13 protein-coding genes are annotated in these 14,576 nt (G+C 68.0%); 5 read left to right on the top strand and 8 right to left on the bottom strand.

Features of this window, described 5'->3' with window-relative positions; translation table 11 throughout:
* Positions 1-100 precede the first annotated feature (100 nt).
* From FOH10_RS34935 to FOH10_RS23405, 5 genes are all read left to right on the top strand, one after another.
* On the top strand, positions 101-532 hold the full coding sequence (locus FOH10_RS34935) for a nuclear transport factor 2 family protein (RefSeq protein WP_186000564.1): 432 nt from the start codon (positions 101-103) through the stop codon (positions 530-532).
* Positions 532-2,148, top strand: coding sequence for an NAD(P)/FAD-dependent oxidoreductase (locus FOH10_RS23420; RefSeq protein ID WP_143982337.1), 1,617 nt, complete (start codon positions 532-534; stop codon positions 2,146-2,148). Before FOH10_RS34935 ends, FOH10_RS23420 begins: the two co-directional genes overlap by 1 nt.
* Positions 2,148-3,422 (top strand): tetratricopeptide repeat protein, encoded by a 1,275-nt coding sequence (locus FOH10_RS23415; RefSeq protein WP_143982336.1) that lies wholly within the window; start codon positions 2,148-2,150, stop codon positions 3,420-3,422. The genes FOH10_RS23420 and FOH10_RS23415 overlap by 1 nt, the downstream gene beginning before the upstream one ends.
* Before the next feature lie 296 nt (positions 3,423-3,718).
* Complete coding sequence (locus tag FOH10_RS23410) at positions 3,719-4,507, top strand: LuxR C-terminal-related transcriptional regulator (RefSeq protein WP_186000563.1); 789 nt, start codon at positions 3,719-3,721, stop codon at positions 4,505-4,507.
* 9 nt (positions 4,508-4,516) lie between these two features.
* The gene (locus FOH10_RS23405; RefSeq protein ID WP_143982334.1) at positions 4,517-5,875 is read left to right on the top strand and encodes a cation:proton antiporter; all 1,359 of its coding nucleotides are present in this window, start codon (positions 4,517-4,519) and stop codon (positions 5,873-5,875) included.
* Here the strand turns inward: FOH10_RS23405 and FOH10_RS23400 are convergent.
* The 8 genes from FOH10_RS23400 to FOH10_RS23365 form a co-directional block, all read right to left on the bottom strand.
* Complete coding sequence (locus tag FOH10_RS23400) at positions 5,840-7,069, bottom strand: M20 family metallopeptidase (RefSeq protein ID WP_143982333.1); 1,230 nt, start codon at positions 7,067-7,069, stop codon at positions 5,840-5,842. The genes FOH10_RS23405 and FOH10_RS23400 overlap by 36 nt on opposite strands.
* Positions 7,070-7,237: 168 nt before the next feature.
* Entirely contained in the window at positions 7,238-7,417 is a 180-nt protein-coding gene (locus FOH10_RS23395; RefSeq protein WP_029926963.1) for a hypothetical protein, read from the bottom strand.
* Entirely contained in the window at positions 7,408-8,316 is a 909-nt protein-coding gene (locus tag FOH10_RS23390; RefSeq protein WP_143982332.1) for an FAD binding domain-containing protein, read from the bottom strand. The genes FOH10_RS23395 and FOH10_RS23390 overlap by 10 nt, the downstream gene beginning before the upstream one ends.
* Before the next feature lie 34 nt (positions 8,317-8,350).
* Positions 8,351-9,337 carry a CobW family GTP-binding protein gene (locus FOH10_RS23385; protein ID WP_143982331.1) on the bottom strand — a complete coding sequence of 329 codons (987 nt, stop codon included), beginning with the start codon at positions 9,335-9,337 and terminating at the stop codon, positions 8,351-8,353.
* A complete protein-coding gene (locus FOH10_RS23380; RefSeq protein ID WP_143982330.1) occupies positions 9,330-10,724 on the bottom strand; it encodes a UbiD family decarboxylase in 1,395 nt (464 codons plus the stop codon). Before FOH10_RS23380 ends, FOH10_RS23385 begins: the two co-directional genes overlap by 8 nt.
* Positions 10,721-11,353, bottom strand: coding sequence for a UbiX family flavin prenyltransferase (locus tag FOH10_RS23375; RefSeq protein ID WP_143982329.1), 633 nt, complete (start codon positions 11,351-11,353; stop codon positions 10,721-10,723). Before FOH10_RS23375 ends, FOH10_RS23380 begins: the two co-directional genes overlap by 4 nt.
* The gene (locus FOH10_RS23370; RefSeq protein WP_186000562.1) at positions 11,353-12,744 is read right to left on the bottom strand and encodes a nucleobase:cation symporter-2 family protein; all 1,392 of its coding nucleotides are present in this window, start codon (positions 12,742-12,744) and stop codon (positions 11,353-11,355) included. Before FOH10_RS23370 ends, FOH10_RS23375 begins: the two co-directional genes overlap by 1 nt.
* A complete protein-coding gene (locus FOH10_RS23365) occupies positions 12,741-14,150 on the bottom strand; it encodes an amidohydrolase family protein (RefSeq protein ID WP_143982328.1) in 1,410 nt (469 codons plus the stop codon). The genes FOH10_RS23370 and FOH10_RS23365 overlap by 4 nt, the downstream gene beginning before the upstream one ends.
* Between the last annotated feature and the right edge of the window lie 426 nt (positions 14,151-14,576).

Below are 14,576 nucleotides of genomic sequence, written 5' to 3'. Positions count from 1 at the left end.
CCCCACTCCCATCGGTGCGAGGGTACCCCGATCGCGGCACCGTTCGACTCCCCCGATCAGGGGGATGTCCTTGTGCCACAAGGAGATTAGGATTTCGCGCATGACCACAGCGGTGGAAGACCACGGCGGATCGGTCGCGGGGGAGCCGAACGATCCGAGTCCGACCGAGATCGAGTTCCGGCAATGGCGGGCGTTGAGCTCCGATGCGGGCGCCGAATTCTATGCGCGGGTCACGGCCGAGGACGCGGTATTCGCGGTGCCCTCACCGCATGCCACGCTGACCCGGCGCAGCGTTCTCGACGCGGTGGCCGCGGCTCCGCGTATCGAGACGTATCAGATTCTCGAATTCCATGAGCGCGCGCTGGGACCCGACGCGTTTCTGGTGTTCTACGAGATGTATCAGAAGCGGGTCGGCCTGGACGGAATCTACGCCGCGATCTCGACCGTCTACGTGCGGCGCGACGGACGCTGGCTGATGCAGTACCACCAGCAGACGCCGCTGCAGCGTGGATCCACCGGGAGCGTGCGGTGATGAACGGCGAATTCGATGTCCTCATCCTCGGTTCCGGGCTGTCCGGCAGTACGCTGGCGCTGTGCCTGCAGGCGGCCGGGCTGCGCACCTGCATGGTCGACGCCAAGCGGCATCCCCGATTCGCGATCGGCGAATCCACCATCCCGAACACCTCCAAGCTCTACACCTTGATGAGCGTCAAATACGGTGTGCCGGAACTGGCGGCGCTGTCGTCGTTCGACGATCTGATCGAACGCGTCGGCACCTGCGGTATGAAGGACAATTTCGGCTTCGTCTACCACGACAAGCGCGCCGATCCCACCAGGGTGCACCAATTCCCGCTGTCGGAGATCGTGTCGACCGAATCCCATCTGTATCGCGCGGACGTCGACCACTGGCTGGCCTGCCGGGCCCGGGACCGCGGCGCGGCGCTGTTGGAGGGGGTCGCGACGCGCACGATCGAGGTGACCGAGCGCGGCGTCCGCTTCGAAGGTGTCGACGGGACGCGGATCTCGGCCGACTACGTGGTCGACGCCACCGGTCGAGGTTCGTACCTGGCCGACGCTTTCGGCCTGCGCACCACCGAGGGGCTGCGCACCAAGTCGAAATCCATCTTCACGCATATGACCGGTGTCATCCCCTTCGATGAGGTGACGACCATCCGCGCCCCGCGGCGGTGGCACACGGGGACCCTGCACCACGTCTTCGACGGCGGCTGGATGTGGGTCATTCCCTTCGACAACAGCGACCGGTCCGCGAATCCCCGGTGCAGCGTGGGCATCTGCTGGCGGATCGACAACGGCGACGAATCTCCGATACCGAACCCGGAGCGGGCCTTCGCCACCTTCCTCGCCGACCATCCCGATATCGCGCGGCAGTTCGAGCACGCGCGTGCCGAGCGGGAGTGGACGAGCACCGGCAGACTCCAGTACACGGCGACCCGGACGGTCGGCGAGCGCTGGTGCCTGACCTCCAATGCCGCGGGCTTCATCGATCCGCTGTTCTCGCGCGGCATGCAGAACACGGCCGTGGTCGTCGACCGGTTGGCGGAACGGCTGATCAATCGTTTCGCGGCGGGTTTCGTGCCGGAGGTCTTCGACGACATCGACGCGTTGCAGGCCGGCCTGATCGAGGAGAACGACTTCCTGGTGTCGGGCGCGTTCCGCTCGTTCGCCGCCTTCGACCTGTGGAATGCCTGGTTCCGGGTGTGGCAGGTCAATCAGGTGACCGGGACCATGCGCACCGAACAGCAACTGCGCACGGTGTCCCAGCTCGTCGCGGCCGACGGCGGCGGATCATCGGTGCTGCGGCCGGGTTGCGCGCCGGGTTCCCGGGTCGACGGTTTCATCGACGCCTTCTACAGTCGAGCTGACCGGATCATCGAGTCGTATTGGAACTGGGAGATCAGTATGGAGACCGCCGCGCGCGAATTCCGCACCCTGTTCGCCGATGTCGACTTCGTGCCACCGTCTTTCGGACTGACCGACATGTCGCAGCCCTTCTTCGATATCGACGCCGACAAGGTGGCGCAGGCCGTCGCCTGGGCGCGCGGCGCCCGCCCCGGCATTCGGGAGCTGTATCTCGGTGGGCTACCGGCCGAGGCCGATGCGGAACGCTCGGGTGTGGTCGCGCCCTGATGTCCGGCGACAGATCGCCGTTCGGCACTGGCGCGTCGGGGGTCGTATCGGGGTTCGTCAACGGGCTCTTGCGGTTCGACCGGTCCATGGTGTGGTCGCTGGACGAGGTGGACGACGAGGCCGCGGACGCACCCGTGGTCGTCGTGCTGCGCGCCTACCAGTATCTGCTGGGCGGCGTGCTCCCGCCGGACGATGTCCGCGCGGCGCTGTGCCGGATCGATCCCGCCGCCATCCACCCGTGGGAGGCGGCGCATCTCGAGGTCGTGCGGTTGTTGCTGAACCGCGCCTATCGGGCGGCCAGCGCTCGACTGCTCGCCATCTCGGCCGAGTTCCCGGCCGACGAACTGGCGCTCGCCGCCGGGCATCAGGTCGACTTCCTGTCTGGATCGACGCGAATCATGCTGTCCCGCTTGACATCCAGCCCGCTGCTGGTCGAGGGCGCGAGCGCGGCCCACCCCTATCTGCTGGCCATGCTCGCCTTCGCCTACGGCGAGAACGACGCCTACGCCGACGCGGCCGCCGCCGGGGAGCGCGCGTTGGAGCTGGCCCCGGTCGACAATCCCTGGGCCGTCCACGCCTGTGCGCATACCTATTTCGAGCGCCGCGACTACGATGCGGTCGGGGCGCTGCTCGGTGCGACGACCGGTCACTGGAGCGCGCAGCGGTGCCTGTTGCGGACGCATCTGACCTGGCATCGCGCCCTCGCCTCGATGGCGGTCGCCGACCGGGACGGGCTGGCCGAACTGGTGGCCGAGATCCTCGGCACGGTCGCCGGTCCGTCCTCGGCGATGCAGTTCTGCGATGCGGTATCCCTGCTGTGGCGACTGCGATTGGCGGGCATCGCCGGGCCGGACGATTTCGACGCCCTGGCGCACCGGGCGGTGGAGATACGGGCCAGCTCCAACTCCGCGTTCGTCGATCTGCACACCCTGCTCGCGCTCGTTGGAGCGGACCGCCACGAGTTGGCCCGCCGGATCGCCGCGGAGATAGCGGAGGACCGCGCCGGGAGCGCGGATGACATGGTGCGGCCGCGTCATACGGCGATACGGGTGGCGGAGAGCTTCGTGGAGTATTGCGGTGCGAACCCGGAATCGGCCGTGCGGGGGTTGATATCGGTGCTGCCGGAGGTTGTCGCGCTGGGCGGCAGTATGATTCAGCGCGATCTGGTGCTGGAACTGCTGGTCAACTGTGCGCACGGCGGTGGCGCCGACCTGCTGATACCGTCCGGGGCCCGGGTCGGGACGCGCCCGTTGGTCACCTGTCGCGTCGCCTGATTTCACCCGGCTTCCACCCCCCTGTTCGGGGGTATGTGGGTCTATGGTGGGTCGCTTAGACTTCCTCGGTAGCGGGTCGTGATCTTCGATCAGAACAATTCCGACCGCCTGTTGAACGCATCTCCGCGGATAGAGATTCAACAGAAGTTCGTGCCATGACGACGCTGTCGAGGCTTATCCGATCACGCTCGGGGGGGCTCGGAACGAGGGCGTACGCACATGGGAGGACACAGTTTTGGAGCATCCGACGCCGATCGTCCCGGCACCTTTCATCCGCACCGAGCTCGGAGGCTGATATGCAGCTTACTCGTGGATCAGGGCTGGAAACCCGGATATGCCCCAATATCAGCGTCGTCACCGGAGCGCGGTTGTCGTCGCAGACTCGGCGCACCCTGGTCGTCGCATCCGAATTCCCGTTCGTACATGACGATTTCGAGCGCGCGGTGGCATCGGTAACCAATCTGACGCTCGCTGGGAGATCGACCTGCGGCGAAGTCGTGGAGCAGGTGGTGCGCTGTCGCCCCGATATCGTCCTGCTCGATGCGTCGGTGGAGGTGCCGCGCGACCTGCCCGCCCTCACCCGTCGACTGCGCGCCCTGGATCACCCGCCGCTCATCGCGCTACTGGTGGCGCGCGGCGTCCCCCGCTCCGCGACCGAGCATCCGGATGTCCTGCTGGCGGCCGACTTCGGCCCACCCGCGGTACTGCACGCGCTGAAGCTGGTGGCCTCCGGCGTCATGGTCGCCGCCGCCCCACCGCATCGCACCCCACTCACCCCCGCCATAGCGGATCCCGATGCGCGTCGACGTCTGGCGACCCTGACCGAACGCGAGCGTGAGATCCTGCTGCTGATCGTCGACGGTCTGTCCAATCGCGAGGTCGGCGCTCGCCTGTTCATCAGCCCGGATACGGTGAAAGACCACGTCAGCCGCATCCTCACCAAACTCGGGGTGGCCAGCCGGATCGAGGCCGCCGTGGTGGCCGTCCGCGCGAATCTGTGCCGTGCGACCGGCCTGGACGCCACCGGGACGCGCGGCCGCGGCCGCGGCGGGCGGGCGGTGCGCGCCGTGGCCAGCCGAGCGTGAGGAACGGCCGTGCCCAGTCTGCTGCAGATCGCCACCCACTTCTTCCTGCAGGTGGCCGTGATCCTGGTGACCTATCGCCTGCTCTGGCACGTGTTCCGGCGGCTCGGACAGGTGCAGGTGGTCGCGATCATGGTCGCCGGATTCGTGCTCGGACCGTCCGTACTGGGCTGGATCTGGCCGTCGGCCCAGCACTGGCTGTTTCCGACCACCCTGGAGGGCACCTCGATCACGCATCCCAACCTGGTCGCCATCTACGTGGTCGGCCAGCTCGGGCTGGTGCTCTACATGTTCCTGGTGGGAGCGTCCTTCAAACTGGACATCCTCGGCGCACATCTGCGTCAGGCCGGGGCGACGTCGGCCGCGGGCGTGGCGGTACCGCTGCTGCTGGGCGGGCTGGTCGGCTGGTGGCTGGTCGGGCAGGGCGGCTACTTCACCGAGCGGGCCGCCGGGTGGCAGGGTGCGCTGTTCGTGGCCTCCGCCGTCGCGATCACGGCGTTTCCCATGCTGGCGTGGATCGTGCACGATTCCGGACTGCTGCACACCCGGCTCGGCACCATGTCGCTGTCGTGCGCGGCCGTGGACGACGCGTGCGCGTGGGTGCTGCTCGCCACCGTGGTCGCCACCACCAAGGACGAGATGAGCGGCGCGCTGATCACCGTGATCGGGGCGCTGGGCTACCTGTTGTTCATGGTGTACGTGGCACGGCGCTGGCTGGCCCGACTGAACGCCTGGACCCCGCGCGCGGGCGCTCCGCAGGTTGGCGGACTGCCGATCGCGCACCTGTCGGTCATCCTGATCGTGGTGCTGCTGGCGGCCTGGTTCACCGACTGGGTCGGCATCTACTCGGTGTTCGGCGCGTTCGTCGCCGGCGCGGTGATGCCGCGCGGCGAACTGCTGAACCGCGTGCGTGAACGGCTGGAACCGCTGGTGTCCTACCTGCTGCTGCCCGGCTTCTTCATCTACTCCGGGCTGAACACCGAACTCGGCCTGATCTTCGCCCCCGAGGTGCTGCTGATGGCCACTCTGGTCCTGGTGGTGTCGTTCGCCGGGAAGTTCGGGGCCGTGGGGCTGGCCGCGCGGTGGCAGGGCATGGGGTGGCGGGAAGCGGCGGCCATGGGCGCATTGGCCAATGCGCGCGGGCTCATGGAACTGATCCTGCTCAATATCGGCCTGAGCGCGGGCCTCATCACCGGCGAGCTGTACACGATCCTCGCCCTGATGGCGATTGTCACCACCTTCCTGTCCACCCCGGTCCTGCGCCTGATCGAACGCAATATCCGAAGGGACGGAAGGACTTTCGGCCCGTACGGCGAGGAACCGTTGCCTCCGGCGCTACCCGACGGCCGCGCCACGGTCGCTCCCACCTGATCCGCCGGTCAGGAACAGCCGTGCCGCGACCGCGTAGGTCAGCGCATACCGCTTCAGGTCGCGCACGGCCACCCACTCGTCGGCCATATGCGCGATCCACTTGCCGCCCGGGCCGTACACCACACTCGGCACCCCGCCGTGCGCGGTGAGAATGGTGCCGTCGGTGGTGCCCGGTACGCCGCCGAGGCGGGGCCGGACGCCGTTGACGATCTCGTGTCCGGCGATCAGGGCGGTGACCAGCGGGCCGTCCGGATCGGTTGCGACCCAGGGGCGATCGTCGATCACGGTGACCGCCGATCCGACCCCACACCCCCGCGCCGCGGCGTCGACGCACCGGTCGATCCGTTTCGACAGCACCTCGTGGTCCACGCCGGGCACCGTCCGGATATCGAGGAACAGTGAGCTGCTGCCCGGAATCGTATTGATCTGATCCGCGGTCCCCGCCAGCGCCACCGTGGGCGTGATGGACGGTGCGCCCAGCGGCGGTCGACCGCCCACCTCCCGCACCAACCGGCACTCGAGATCCTGGAGGCCGAGCACCGCCCGGGCCAATGCTGGCAGGGTGTTCCGTCCCTGCCACGGTATCGCCCCATGGCTCATCACCCCCGTGAAATCCACCCTGAGCCGCATCGCGCCCTTCGACACCGGACACACCTCGTCGCCCTCGGGCTCACCGCAGATCACCCCGTCGACATCGCGGGTGAACCCCTGCGCCACAGCGGCTTTCGCACCCGTCATCATTCCCTCCTCGTCGGCGAGCAGCAGCAGGCGCACCCGACCGGGAAAGGGCCCGGACAGTTGCAAGGCCCGCACCGCGTACAGCATCGCCGCGACACCGGATTTCATATCCGCGGCACCCCGCCCGTACAGTCGCCCGTCCCTGATCTCGCCGCCGAAGGGATCGACGCTCCACTGCCCGACATCCCCCTCCGCCACCACATCCATATGTCCTTCGAAGGCCAGCATCGGCCCCGCCCCACCGCCCCCATCCACCGTCACCACGATGTTCGGCCGCCCCTCCGCCTCGAAAAGCGTGGCACTCCACCCCCATTCCCGCATCGTGGCGAGCAACAGATTCGCGACGGCCCGTTCTCCCCGCCCTTCCTCCCGTGGGGTGTACGTCCGCACCAGCCGTCGCGTGAACTCGATGAGTTCCCGCTCGTCGATCGCGGCCGTCAAGGCGTCGATGTCCACGATTACCCCCTCGGAGGGTCGGCGTCCGTGCGCGCCGGACGGTCCGGACTGATCCTGACCGCGCGCTGTACCAGACTGCGGGGCAGGGTTTTACGAATCCTCGCCGACACTTCGGGCACCCGGCATCCCCCGATCGGGTGGCGCTCGGTAATCCTCGACGGTCGGGCCTCAGCACCAGTAGGTGGGAAGGACCAGTCCGGGCGCCTGGAGACCCGCCGCGAGCGCCTGGATATCGCCGGCGGGGCAGGCTTCGTCGGATTCCGTGGTGGCCGCGCCCTCGGCGGGCGGATCGACCGTGGCCGGAACGGGGTCCCGCGGTCGGCGGCCGAGTGGGAACCTCAGGCGCATCGGGTCGATACCGGTTGGTCGCCGTGCCCGCGGCCGGGCCGCCGGTAGTCGTTCCAGGCCCACACCAGGGTGCGCCGGGCCATGACGGACAACGCGTGTCGGCGGTAGCGCGCGCTGCCGCGCACATCGTCGATGGGTTCCGCTGCCGCCGCGACCAATTCACCGAACCGGGTGACCGCCGCCGGATCGAGCTCGGCCCGGGATTCCCAGCGTCCGCTGGCGTGCAGTTCGCTCTCGAGGAACCGCTCGGCCGCCCTCGCCGAGCGGGGAGTCGGTGCGGCGGAGCCGAATCCGGTGCCGACGCGCCCGCGCTCGGGATGCAGGGACAGCGCGAAGGCCGTTACCGCGATGACCATGGCATTGCGCGTGCCGATTTTGGCGAACTGCTGCGGTCCGGCGGCGGGCGGCACCCGGACGGCGGCGACGAGTTCGTCGGGTGCCAGGGCATTGCGCTTGACGCCGGTGTAGAAATCGGCGATCGGGATGTGGCGGATACCGCGCACCGAATGCGCCACGACCACCGCGTCATTGGCGAGCAGCGGCGGATGGGAGTCACCGGCGGGGGAGGCCGCGCCCAGGTTGCCGCCCACCGTGCCGCGATTGCGGATCTGCGGAGATCCGACGGTGCGGGCGGCCATGGCCAGACCGGGCAGCTTATCGGCCAGTTCGGTGATGATCCTGCTGTAGGTCACCCCCGCGCCGAGGTGTATCCGGTCGTCCGTCGCCGACCAGTCGGTCAGCTCGGGGATCCGGGTCAGATCCAGCAGGACGGTCGGCCGGGCGAGGTCGAAGTTGAGCTCGACCATCACATCGGTCCCGCCGCTGATCGGTACGGCGTCGGGGTGGGCGGCCTTCGCGGCCAGTGCGTCGGCCCAGCTGGCCGGGCGCAAGAACTCCATATCGAGAACTCCTGGGGTCGAGAAGGATTCGTCGCTAGCGGACCAGACAGGACAGCACGCCGCGGGTGAGTTCGGCGCGGTCGAGATCGCGTCCGATGAAGACGACCTTGCCCTTGCGTTCGTCCCCGCGCCACGGGGTCGACGGCCGGATGTCGAACAGGCGGTGGACGCCCTGGAGGACGAATCGGCGCGGATCGTCGTCCACCGCGAACAGTCCCTTCATCCGGTAGACGTCGTCGCCGCGCGCCACGAGGTGGGCGCGTAGCCAGGATTCGAATTCCTCGTGGTCGAGACGGCCGTCCACCTCCACCCCGACCGAGGTCAGCCGTGGATCGTGCTGGTGGTCGCCGTCGTCGAGCCAGTGCGGATCTCCGGATACGGTGCGCGCCACATCGAATGCGCCGATCCCCAGCACGTCGGCGATATCGACCGCGGCGTACTGGGAGGTAATGATCTCGGCCGTCGCATTGATCCCGCGCACGGTCTCCCGCACCTCCCGGACCACCTCGGGTGCGACCAGATCGACCTTGTTGATCACGATGCGGTCGGCGAAGGCGATCTGGTCGACCACATGGGAGCCGACGCCCGCGGAGTCGCCCTCGGCGAGATGGGCGCGTACATGTTTGGCGTCCACCAGGGTGAGGATGGCATCGAGGGCGAAATGCTGCTCGATCTCGTCGTCGACGAAGAAGGTCTGCGCCACGGGATTCGGGTCGGCCAGTCCGCTGGTTTCGATCAGGATTCGGTCGAACCGGTCACTGCGGGCCAGCAGGGAGCGCAGGATGTCGATCAGGTCGGTGCGGGCGGTGCAGCACAGGCAGCAGCCGTTGCTCATCTCGATGATCTTCTCGTCCGCGTTCAGGACGAGGTCGTTGTCGATGGGGATCTCGCCGAACTCGTTCTCGATGACCGCGATTCGGTATCCGTGCTGGGCCGTCAGAATGTGGTTGACCAGCGTGGTCTTTCCGGATCCGAGAAATCCGGTCAGTACCGTCACCGGGATCTTGCCGCCGTCATGCATGTCGTCCTCCTGTTGTCGCGTTGGGGGTGAGGATCTTTCGGGCCCGGGCGCGGGCCGCCTCGGAGATCTCGATCCGGGTGCCCTCGAAGCCCGGCCCGCGGGTCGCGTCGAGACCCATCCGGGAGGTGGTGCCGTCGTCGGTCGAGGACGGATCCAGCGGTGAGCCGGGCAGTCCGGCGACGGTCAGCAGATCGCGATGCGGCTGGAAGTGGGTGGCCAGCGCCCACAGCACCGCGGCGTCGTCGGTGATGTCGATATCGCTGTCGACCGCGATCACCGTCTTGACGTAGGGGTCCCAGCCGAGCAGGCCCAGCATGACCTGGCGCGCCTGCCCGGGCCTGCGCTGTCGCAGCGCCACATAGCAGTGGAAGTGCGTTCCGGAGGTCGGATAGTGCACGGCGGTCACGTCGGGGAAGCGGGCCTTCAGCTTCTCCACCATTTCCGACTCACGCGGTATCCGAGCCAGATTGAGGTGTTCGGCGGTATTGCCGCCCTCGACGTCGAAGAGGATCGGTTCGTGCCGTCGCATGATCGCGGTCACGGTCATCAGATTGTTGGTGGACCGATTCGAGGAGTAGCCGGAGAACTCGCCGAAGGGGCCCTCCTCCGCGTACGCCGACGGGTCGATCGTGCCCTCCAGCACATGGTCCGACCATGCCGGGACCCCGATGCCGTACTCGGGAGTCGGCACCACCTCGAGCGGTTCGCCGAACAGTCCACCCGCGATCGCACGCTCGTCCACGTCGTAGCCGACCCGGGCGGAGGCGGCGAGCATGAACAGCGGATGGCCGCCGATCACCATGGCGACGGGCATCGGCCGTCCGAGTTCGGCGTACGTGCGCAGCATGCGCCAGAGGTCGCCGCGCGAATGCAGACTGGTCGCCAATGCGGTGGGGGAGTGCACCATCGAGCGGTGGTAGCTGAGGTTTCCGACACCGGTGTGCGGATCCTCGGCCACGATGATGCCGCTGGTGATGTACGGTCCCCGGTCCGAAGCGAAGTGCCGCAGCATCGGCACGGTCGCCAGATCGACATCGCCACCGGTCAGCACCGAGTCGAGGATCGGTCCGGAGTCCACCTCGCGCGGGGGCAGTTGGCGGGCCGCCCCGGCGGCGAAGGCTTCGTGCAGCCGCTGCGGTTCGGTGCCCAGGATGCGAGCGATCCGGCGGCGGGAGGCGAACATATTGCTCACCACCGGCACCGCGAGGCCGTCGACCTTGCGGCACAACACCATATCCGCGCGGCCGCGGGCGGCGAGTTCGTAGATCAACCCGGTCACGCCCTGATCCGCCGGGACGATGTCGTCGACCGTCAGCACATCCTCGGGGTGCGCCGCGCGGTACCGCTCGAGGAAGGCGTGCGGATCCTGTCGGTGCTCGGCGATCATCGGACCGCGCCTTCCGTGTGGCGAGCGGCCGCCGCACCCGCCCACCGGGGAAACAGCTCGTGCCGAATGCCGAATTGGTCGAGTATTTTTCCGCTCAGATGTGCGAGCACGTCCGGAATCGACGTCGGCCGCTGATAGAACGCCGGAACGGGCGGCAGCACGGTGGCACCGGCCTCGGTCACCGCGGCCATATTGCGCAGATGCACCAGGCTCAGCGGAGTTTCCCGGGTGACCAGCACCAGGCGGCGGCGTTCCTTGAGACAGACATCGGCGGCCCGGGTGAGCAGATCGTCGGAGTAGCCGTGCGCGACCGCGGCCAGGGTCTTCATCGAGCACGGCACCACCACCATGCCCAGGGTGAGGAACGACCCCGAGGCGATGGTCGCCGCGATATCGCCGCGCTGGTGGTGCACATCCGCGAGCGCGGTGACATCCTCGGGACGCAGCCCGGACTCCAGCTCGATGGTGCGATGCGCCGCCCGTGAGATCACCAGGTGGGTTTCCACGGCATCGAGGCGGCGCAGCGCGGTGAGCAGATGGATGGCGAGGTGCGGGGCGCTGGCTCCGGTGATGCCGACGATCAGTCGCGGCTTCGCCACCGCGCCGTTGCGGTACTCGGAGGTGGTCATCATTCCTCCACTCGGGTGACACGATCGGGCTCGGCGTCGTCGCCCGATGCGCGGGCCGGGGCGGGTTGTTCGCGCTGCACGCCGTTGAGCAGGAGATTCAGCAGGAAGGCCGCGATGCCGCCCGCGGCGATGCCGCTCGACAGCACGGTCTGGAGCGGACCGGGCAGCTGGGTGTAGAAGTCGGGAGCGCCCACGGGCATGAGTCCGAAGCCGAAGGCGATGGCGACGATCATGTGGTTGCGCGGCTGGCTGAAATCCGCCTCCAGCATGAATTTGATGCCGATCGCGCCCAGCGTGCCGAACATGACCACGCCGATGCCGCCCAGCACCGGTCCCGGCAGTGAGGCGACGACCGCGCCGATCTTGGGAATGAGGCCGATGATCACCAGAATCGCGCCCGCCGTGGCCACCACGTAGCGGCTCTTCACCCGGGTGATGCTGACCAGGCCGACATTGCCGCCGAAGGTGACGAAGGTGAAGGAGCTGAAGACGCCCGCGAGCGCCGTTCCGACACCGTCGGCACGCAGTGCGCGGGCGATATCGCGGGGGCCGAGCGTGCGGTCGACGATCTGGCCGGTGGCCAGGGTGTCACCGGTCGACTCCACCATATTGACGATCTGCACCACCAGCATGGGCAGGATGGCCGCGAGGACGAAGGTGGGTGCGCCGAAGGCGAACGGCTCGACCATGCCGAACAGTGGTGCGTCGCGGGTGGCGGAGAAGTCGGTGAGGCCGAGCGGCCAGGCCGCCAGTGTTCCGACGATCAGCGCGATCAGAATGGCGAACCGGCCGACGGCCGGGCGCATGACGCGTTCCAGGACGACCACCAGCGCGATGGTGCCGAGCGCGAGCAGCAGGCGTTTCGGCGCACCGTGGTCGGCCGCGGACTCCGGTCCGCTGATCAGCGTCGCCGTTTTCGGCAGCAGCGAGAAGCCGATGATCGCGATGGTCGTGCCGGTCACGATGGGCGGGAAGTAGCGGGACAGCTGCGCGAACCATGGCGCGATCACCCAGGTCAGCAGGCCGACCAGGATGGTCGCGCCGAAGACCGCCGGTAGGCCGGAATCGCTGCCCACGATGATGGCCGGGGTGATGCCGGTGAAGGTGGAGCCCATCACGATCGGCAGGCGCACACCGATATTGAAGATGCCGAGGGTCTGGATCAGGGTCGCGACACCGCTGATGAGGACGTTCGCGGTGACCAGGGTGGTGACCTGTGCCGGGGACAGTCCGACGCCCAATCCGATGACCAGCGGTACGGTGACCATGCCGGAGTAGGCGACGATGACGTGCTGCAGGCCGAGCGGAATCATCAGCCGCAGCGGGGGAACGGTGTCGACGGGGTGGCGGGGTTTCGATAACCGGGCTCGGTTTCGGGTGAAGATATTCATGGCAACTTCCTCGGCGTGCACAGGGCAGCCATTCCGGCGCGGGCGACGAGCTGTTCGGCCCGCGATTGAGCCGCTGCGACAGCGGCGTCCTCATCGATCAGCAGGCATCGTCCGTGCTGGTAGACGATTCGCCCGTCGACGATGGTGGTTTCGACGTCCGAGCCGCGGGCGGAGTAGACCAGGGCGCTCACGGCGCGGTGCAGCGGTCGCAGATGCGGCCGGTCGACGTTCACGACGATGATGTCGGCGAGGCGTCCGGGCTCGAGGACTCCCGCGTCGATGCCCGCGAATTCGGCGCCCTGCCGGGTGGCCAGCGCGAGCGCTTCCTCGGCACTCCAGACCGTCGGGTCCAGGGTCGACAGCCGTTGTGCGAAGACCGAGAGTTTCATCGCTTCGAACAGATCCTGTCGATGCCCGCAACTCGGTCCGTCACTGCCGACCGCCACGGTGACGCCGCTGTCCCGCAGCTCGCGCAAGCGGACGGTGCCCGAGGCGAGGTAGGCGTTGGACGACGGGTTGTGGGCGATCTTCGCACCCGCCTGGGCGATCTGGTCCAGCTCGTAGTCGTCGAGCCAGATGGCATGGGCGAGGGTGGCTCGTTCGTCCAACAGCCCGGCCTTCGCCAGCCACTGCACCGGCCGCACACCGTAGGCGTCGACGTAGCCGAGCGGATCCTTGCTGCTCTCACAGCAGTGGGTATGCCAGTGGGTGTCGAATTCCCTTGCCAGCTCCACACATCCGCGTACCAGGTCCTGGTCGACGTAGGTGAGATTGAGGGGTGCGGGCCAGATCTCGACCTTGGATCCGCGCGGGCGGTGCCGCATCGCCTCCCGCATGATCGACAGCTCGTCGGCGGCGCTGTACCGGAACAGTTCGGCCGGCTGGCCGCGCCGCGCCGCGACGGCCGTGCGCTCGCCGATCACCCCGCGGGCGACCGCGCCCCGGAGCCCGGACTCCTCGATCACGTCCGCGACCGCCAGTGTGGTTTCGAGATCGCTTGGGGCGTAATGGTTGTCGATGACGGTGGTGGTCCCGGCGCGGAGCGCTTCGACGGCTCCGAGCCGGGCGGCCGCGACGGCGTCGGCCGGGGTCATCGCGATGGAGTAGGGCCACATGAACTCGCACAGCCACGGCACGATCGACATGCCTTCACCGAGTCCGCGGGCCAGTGCCTGGTAGAGATGATTGTGGCCGTCGATCAGGCCGGGGAGTACCACCTTGCCGCGGCAATCGAGCACCGTGTCCGAATGCCATTGGGCCAGTTCGGCTTCCGGTCCCACCGCGACGATGCGCGAGCCGATGACGGCCACGCTCCCCGGGTCGTACACGGTGCCGGCGTCGTCGACCGTGACGACGATCCCGCCGGTGAGTAGTAGGTCGCAATGCGCAGGGGCTGTCGGTGTCATTGCCGCCCGAGCCTTTCCCAGGCGGCCGAGCCGCCTCGATCCGTAGGCGATTGGGAGATCAACTCCCCAGCCAGGACGCCAGTCCTGGAGTTCGCCGAACGGTTTAACCCAAGTCGGGAGGTCACCGGCGTCGCGGCCGATTCCAGCGGAACCTGGCAGCTCATACATGTAAACCGCAGCGGAATGCGTTTGTCAATGCCCGAAATCTGGCGCTCTGGATGGAATATCTGCTGCCACAGTGGCTTTGAACTGCGAAGATGCCCCCAGTGCGGCTGGAAGAATTACATGCAATCCGTTGACACGCTCGCCGTGCGTGTGTTGAACTCGGTGCCATCGAGCCGGCGGTCGGGCCGGCCCGCCACCGGGTGACTCGGTGGCCCGTAGGTGCGGTGATTCGCGGCCGGGGAAGTCATCCCGACCTGATCA

Origin of the sequence: Nocardia otitidiscaviarum (assembly GCF_007362295.1) — a bacterium.
In the GTDB taxonomy this organism is placed as follows: Bacteria; Actinomycetota; Actinomycetes; order Mycobacteriales; family Mycobacteriaceae; genus Nocardia; species Nocardia otitidiscaviarum.
Note: the sequence above shows the minus strand (reverse complement) of the source record. Positions and strands in the feature narration are given on the sequence as shown.

What these genes read in the sequence shown, in the direction of transcription:
- FOH10_RS34935 (WP_186000564.1), top strand. Translation starts at nt 101, where the DNA reads ATGACCACAGCGGTGGAAGACCACGGCGGATCGGTCGCGGGGGAGCCG.
- FOH10_RS23420 (WP_143982337.1), top strand. Translation starts at nt 532, where the DNA reads ATGAACGGCGAATTCGATGTCCTCATCCTCGGTTCCGGGCTGTCCGGC.
- FOH10_RS23415 (WP_143982336.1), top strand. Translation starts at nt 2,148, where the DNA reads ATGTCCGGCGACAGATCGCCGTTCGGCACTGGCGCGTCGGGGGTCGTA.
- FOH10_RS23410 (WP_186000563.1), top strand. Translation starts at nt 3,719, where the DNA reads ATGCAGCTTACTCGTGGATCAGGGCTGGAAACCCGGATATGCCCCAAT.
- FOH10_RS23395 (WP_029926963.1), bottom strand. Translation starts at nt 7,417, where the DNA reads ATGCGCCTGAGGTTCCCACTCGGCCGCCGACCGCGGGACCCCGTTCCG.
- FOH10_RS23390 (WP_143982332.1), bottom strand. Translation starts at nt 8,316, where the DNA reads ATGGAGTTCTTGCGCCCGGCCAGCTGGGCCGACGCACTGGCCGCGAAG.
- FOH10_RS23385 (WP_143982331.1), bottom strand. Translation starts at nt 9,337, where the DNA reads ATGCATGACGGCGGCAAGATCCCGGTGACGGTACTGACCGGATTTCTC.
- FOH10_RS23380 (WP_143982330.1), bottom strand. Translation starts at nt 10,724, where the DNA reads ATGATCGCCGAGCACCGACAGGATCCGCACGCCTTCCTCGAGCGGTAC.
- FOH10_RS23375 (WP_143982329.1), bottom strand. Translation starts at nt 11,353, where the DNA reads ATGACCACCTCCGAGTACCGCAACGGCGCGGTGGCGAAGCCGCGACTG.
- FOH10_RS23370 (WP_186000562.1), bottom strand. Translation starts at nt 12,744, where the DNA reads ATGAATATCTTCACCCGAAACCGAGCCCGGTTATCGAAACCCCGCCAC.
- FOH10_RS23365 (WP_143982328.1), bottom strand. Translation starts at nt 14,150, where the DNA reads ATGACACCGACAGCCCCTGCGCATTGCGACCTACTACTCACCGGCGGG.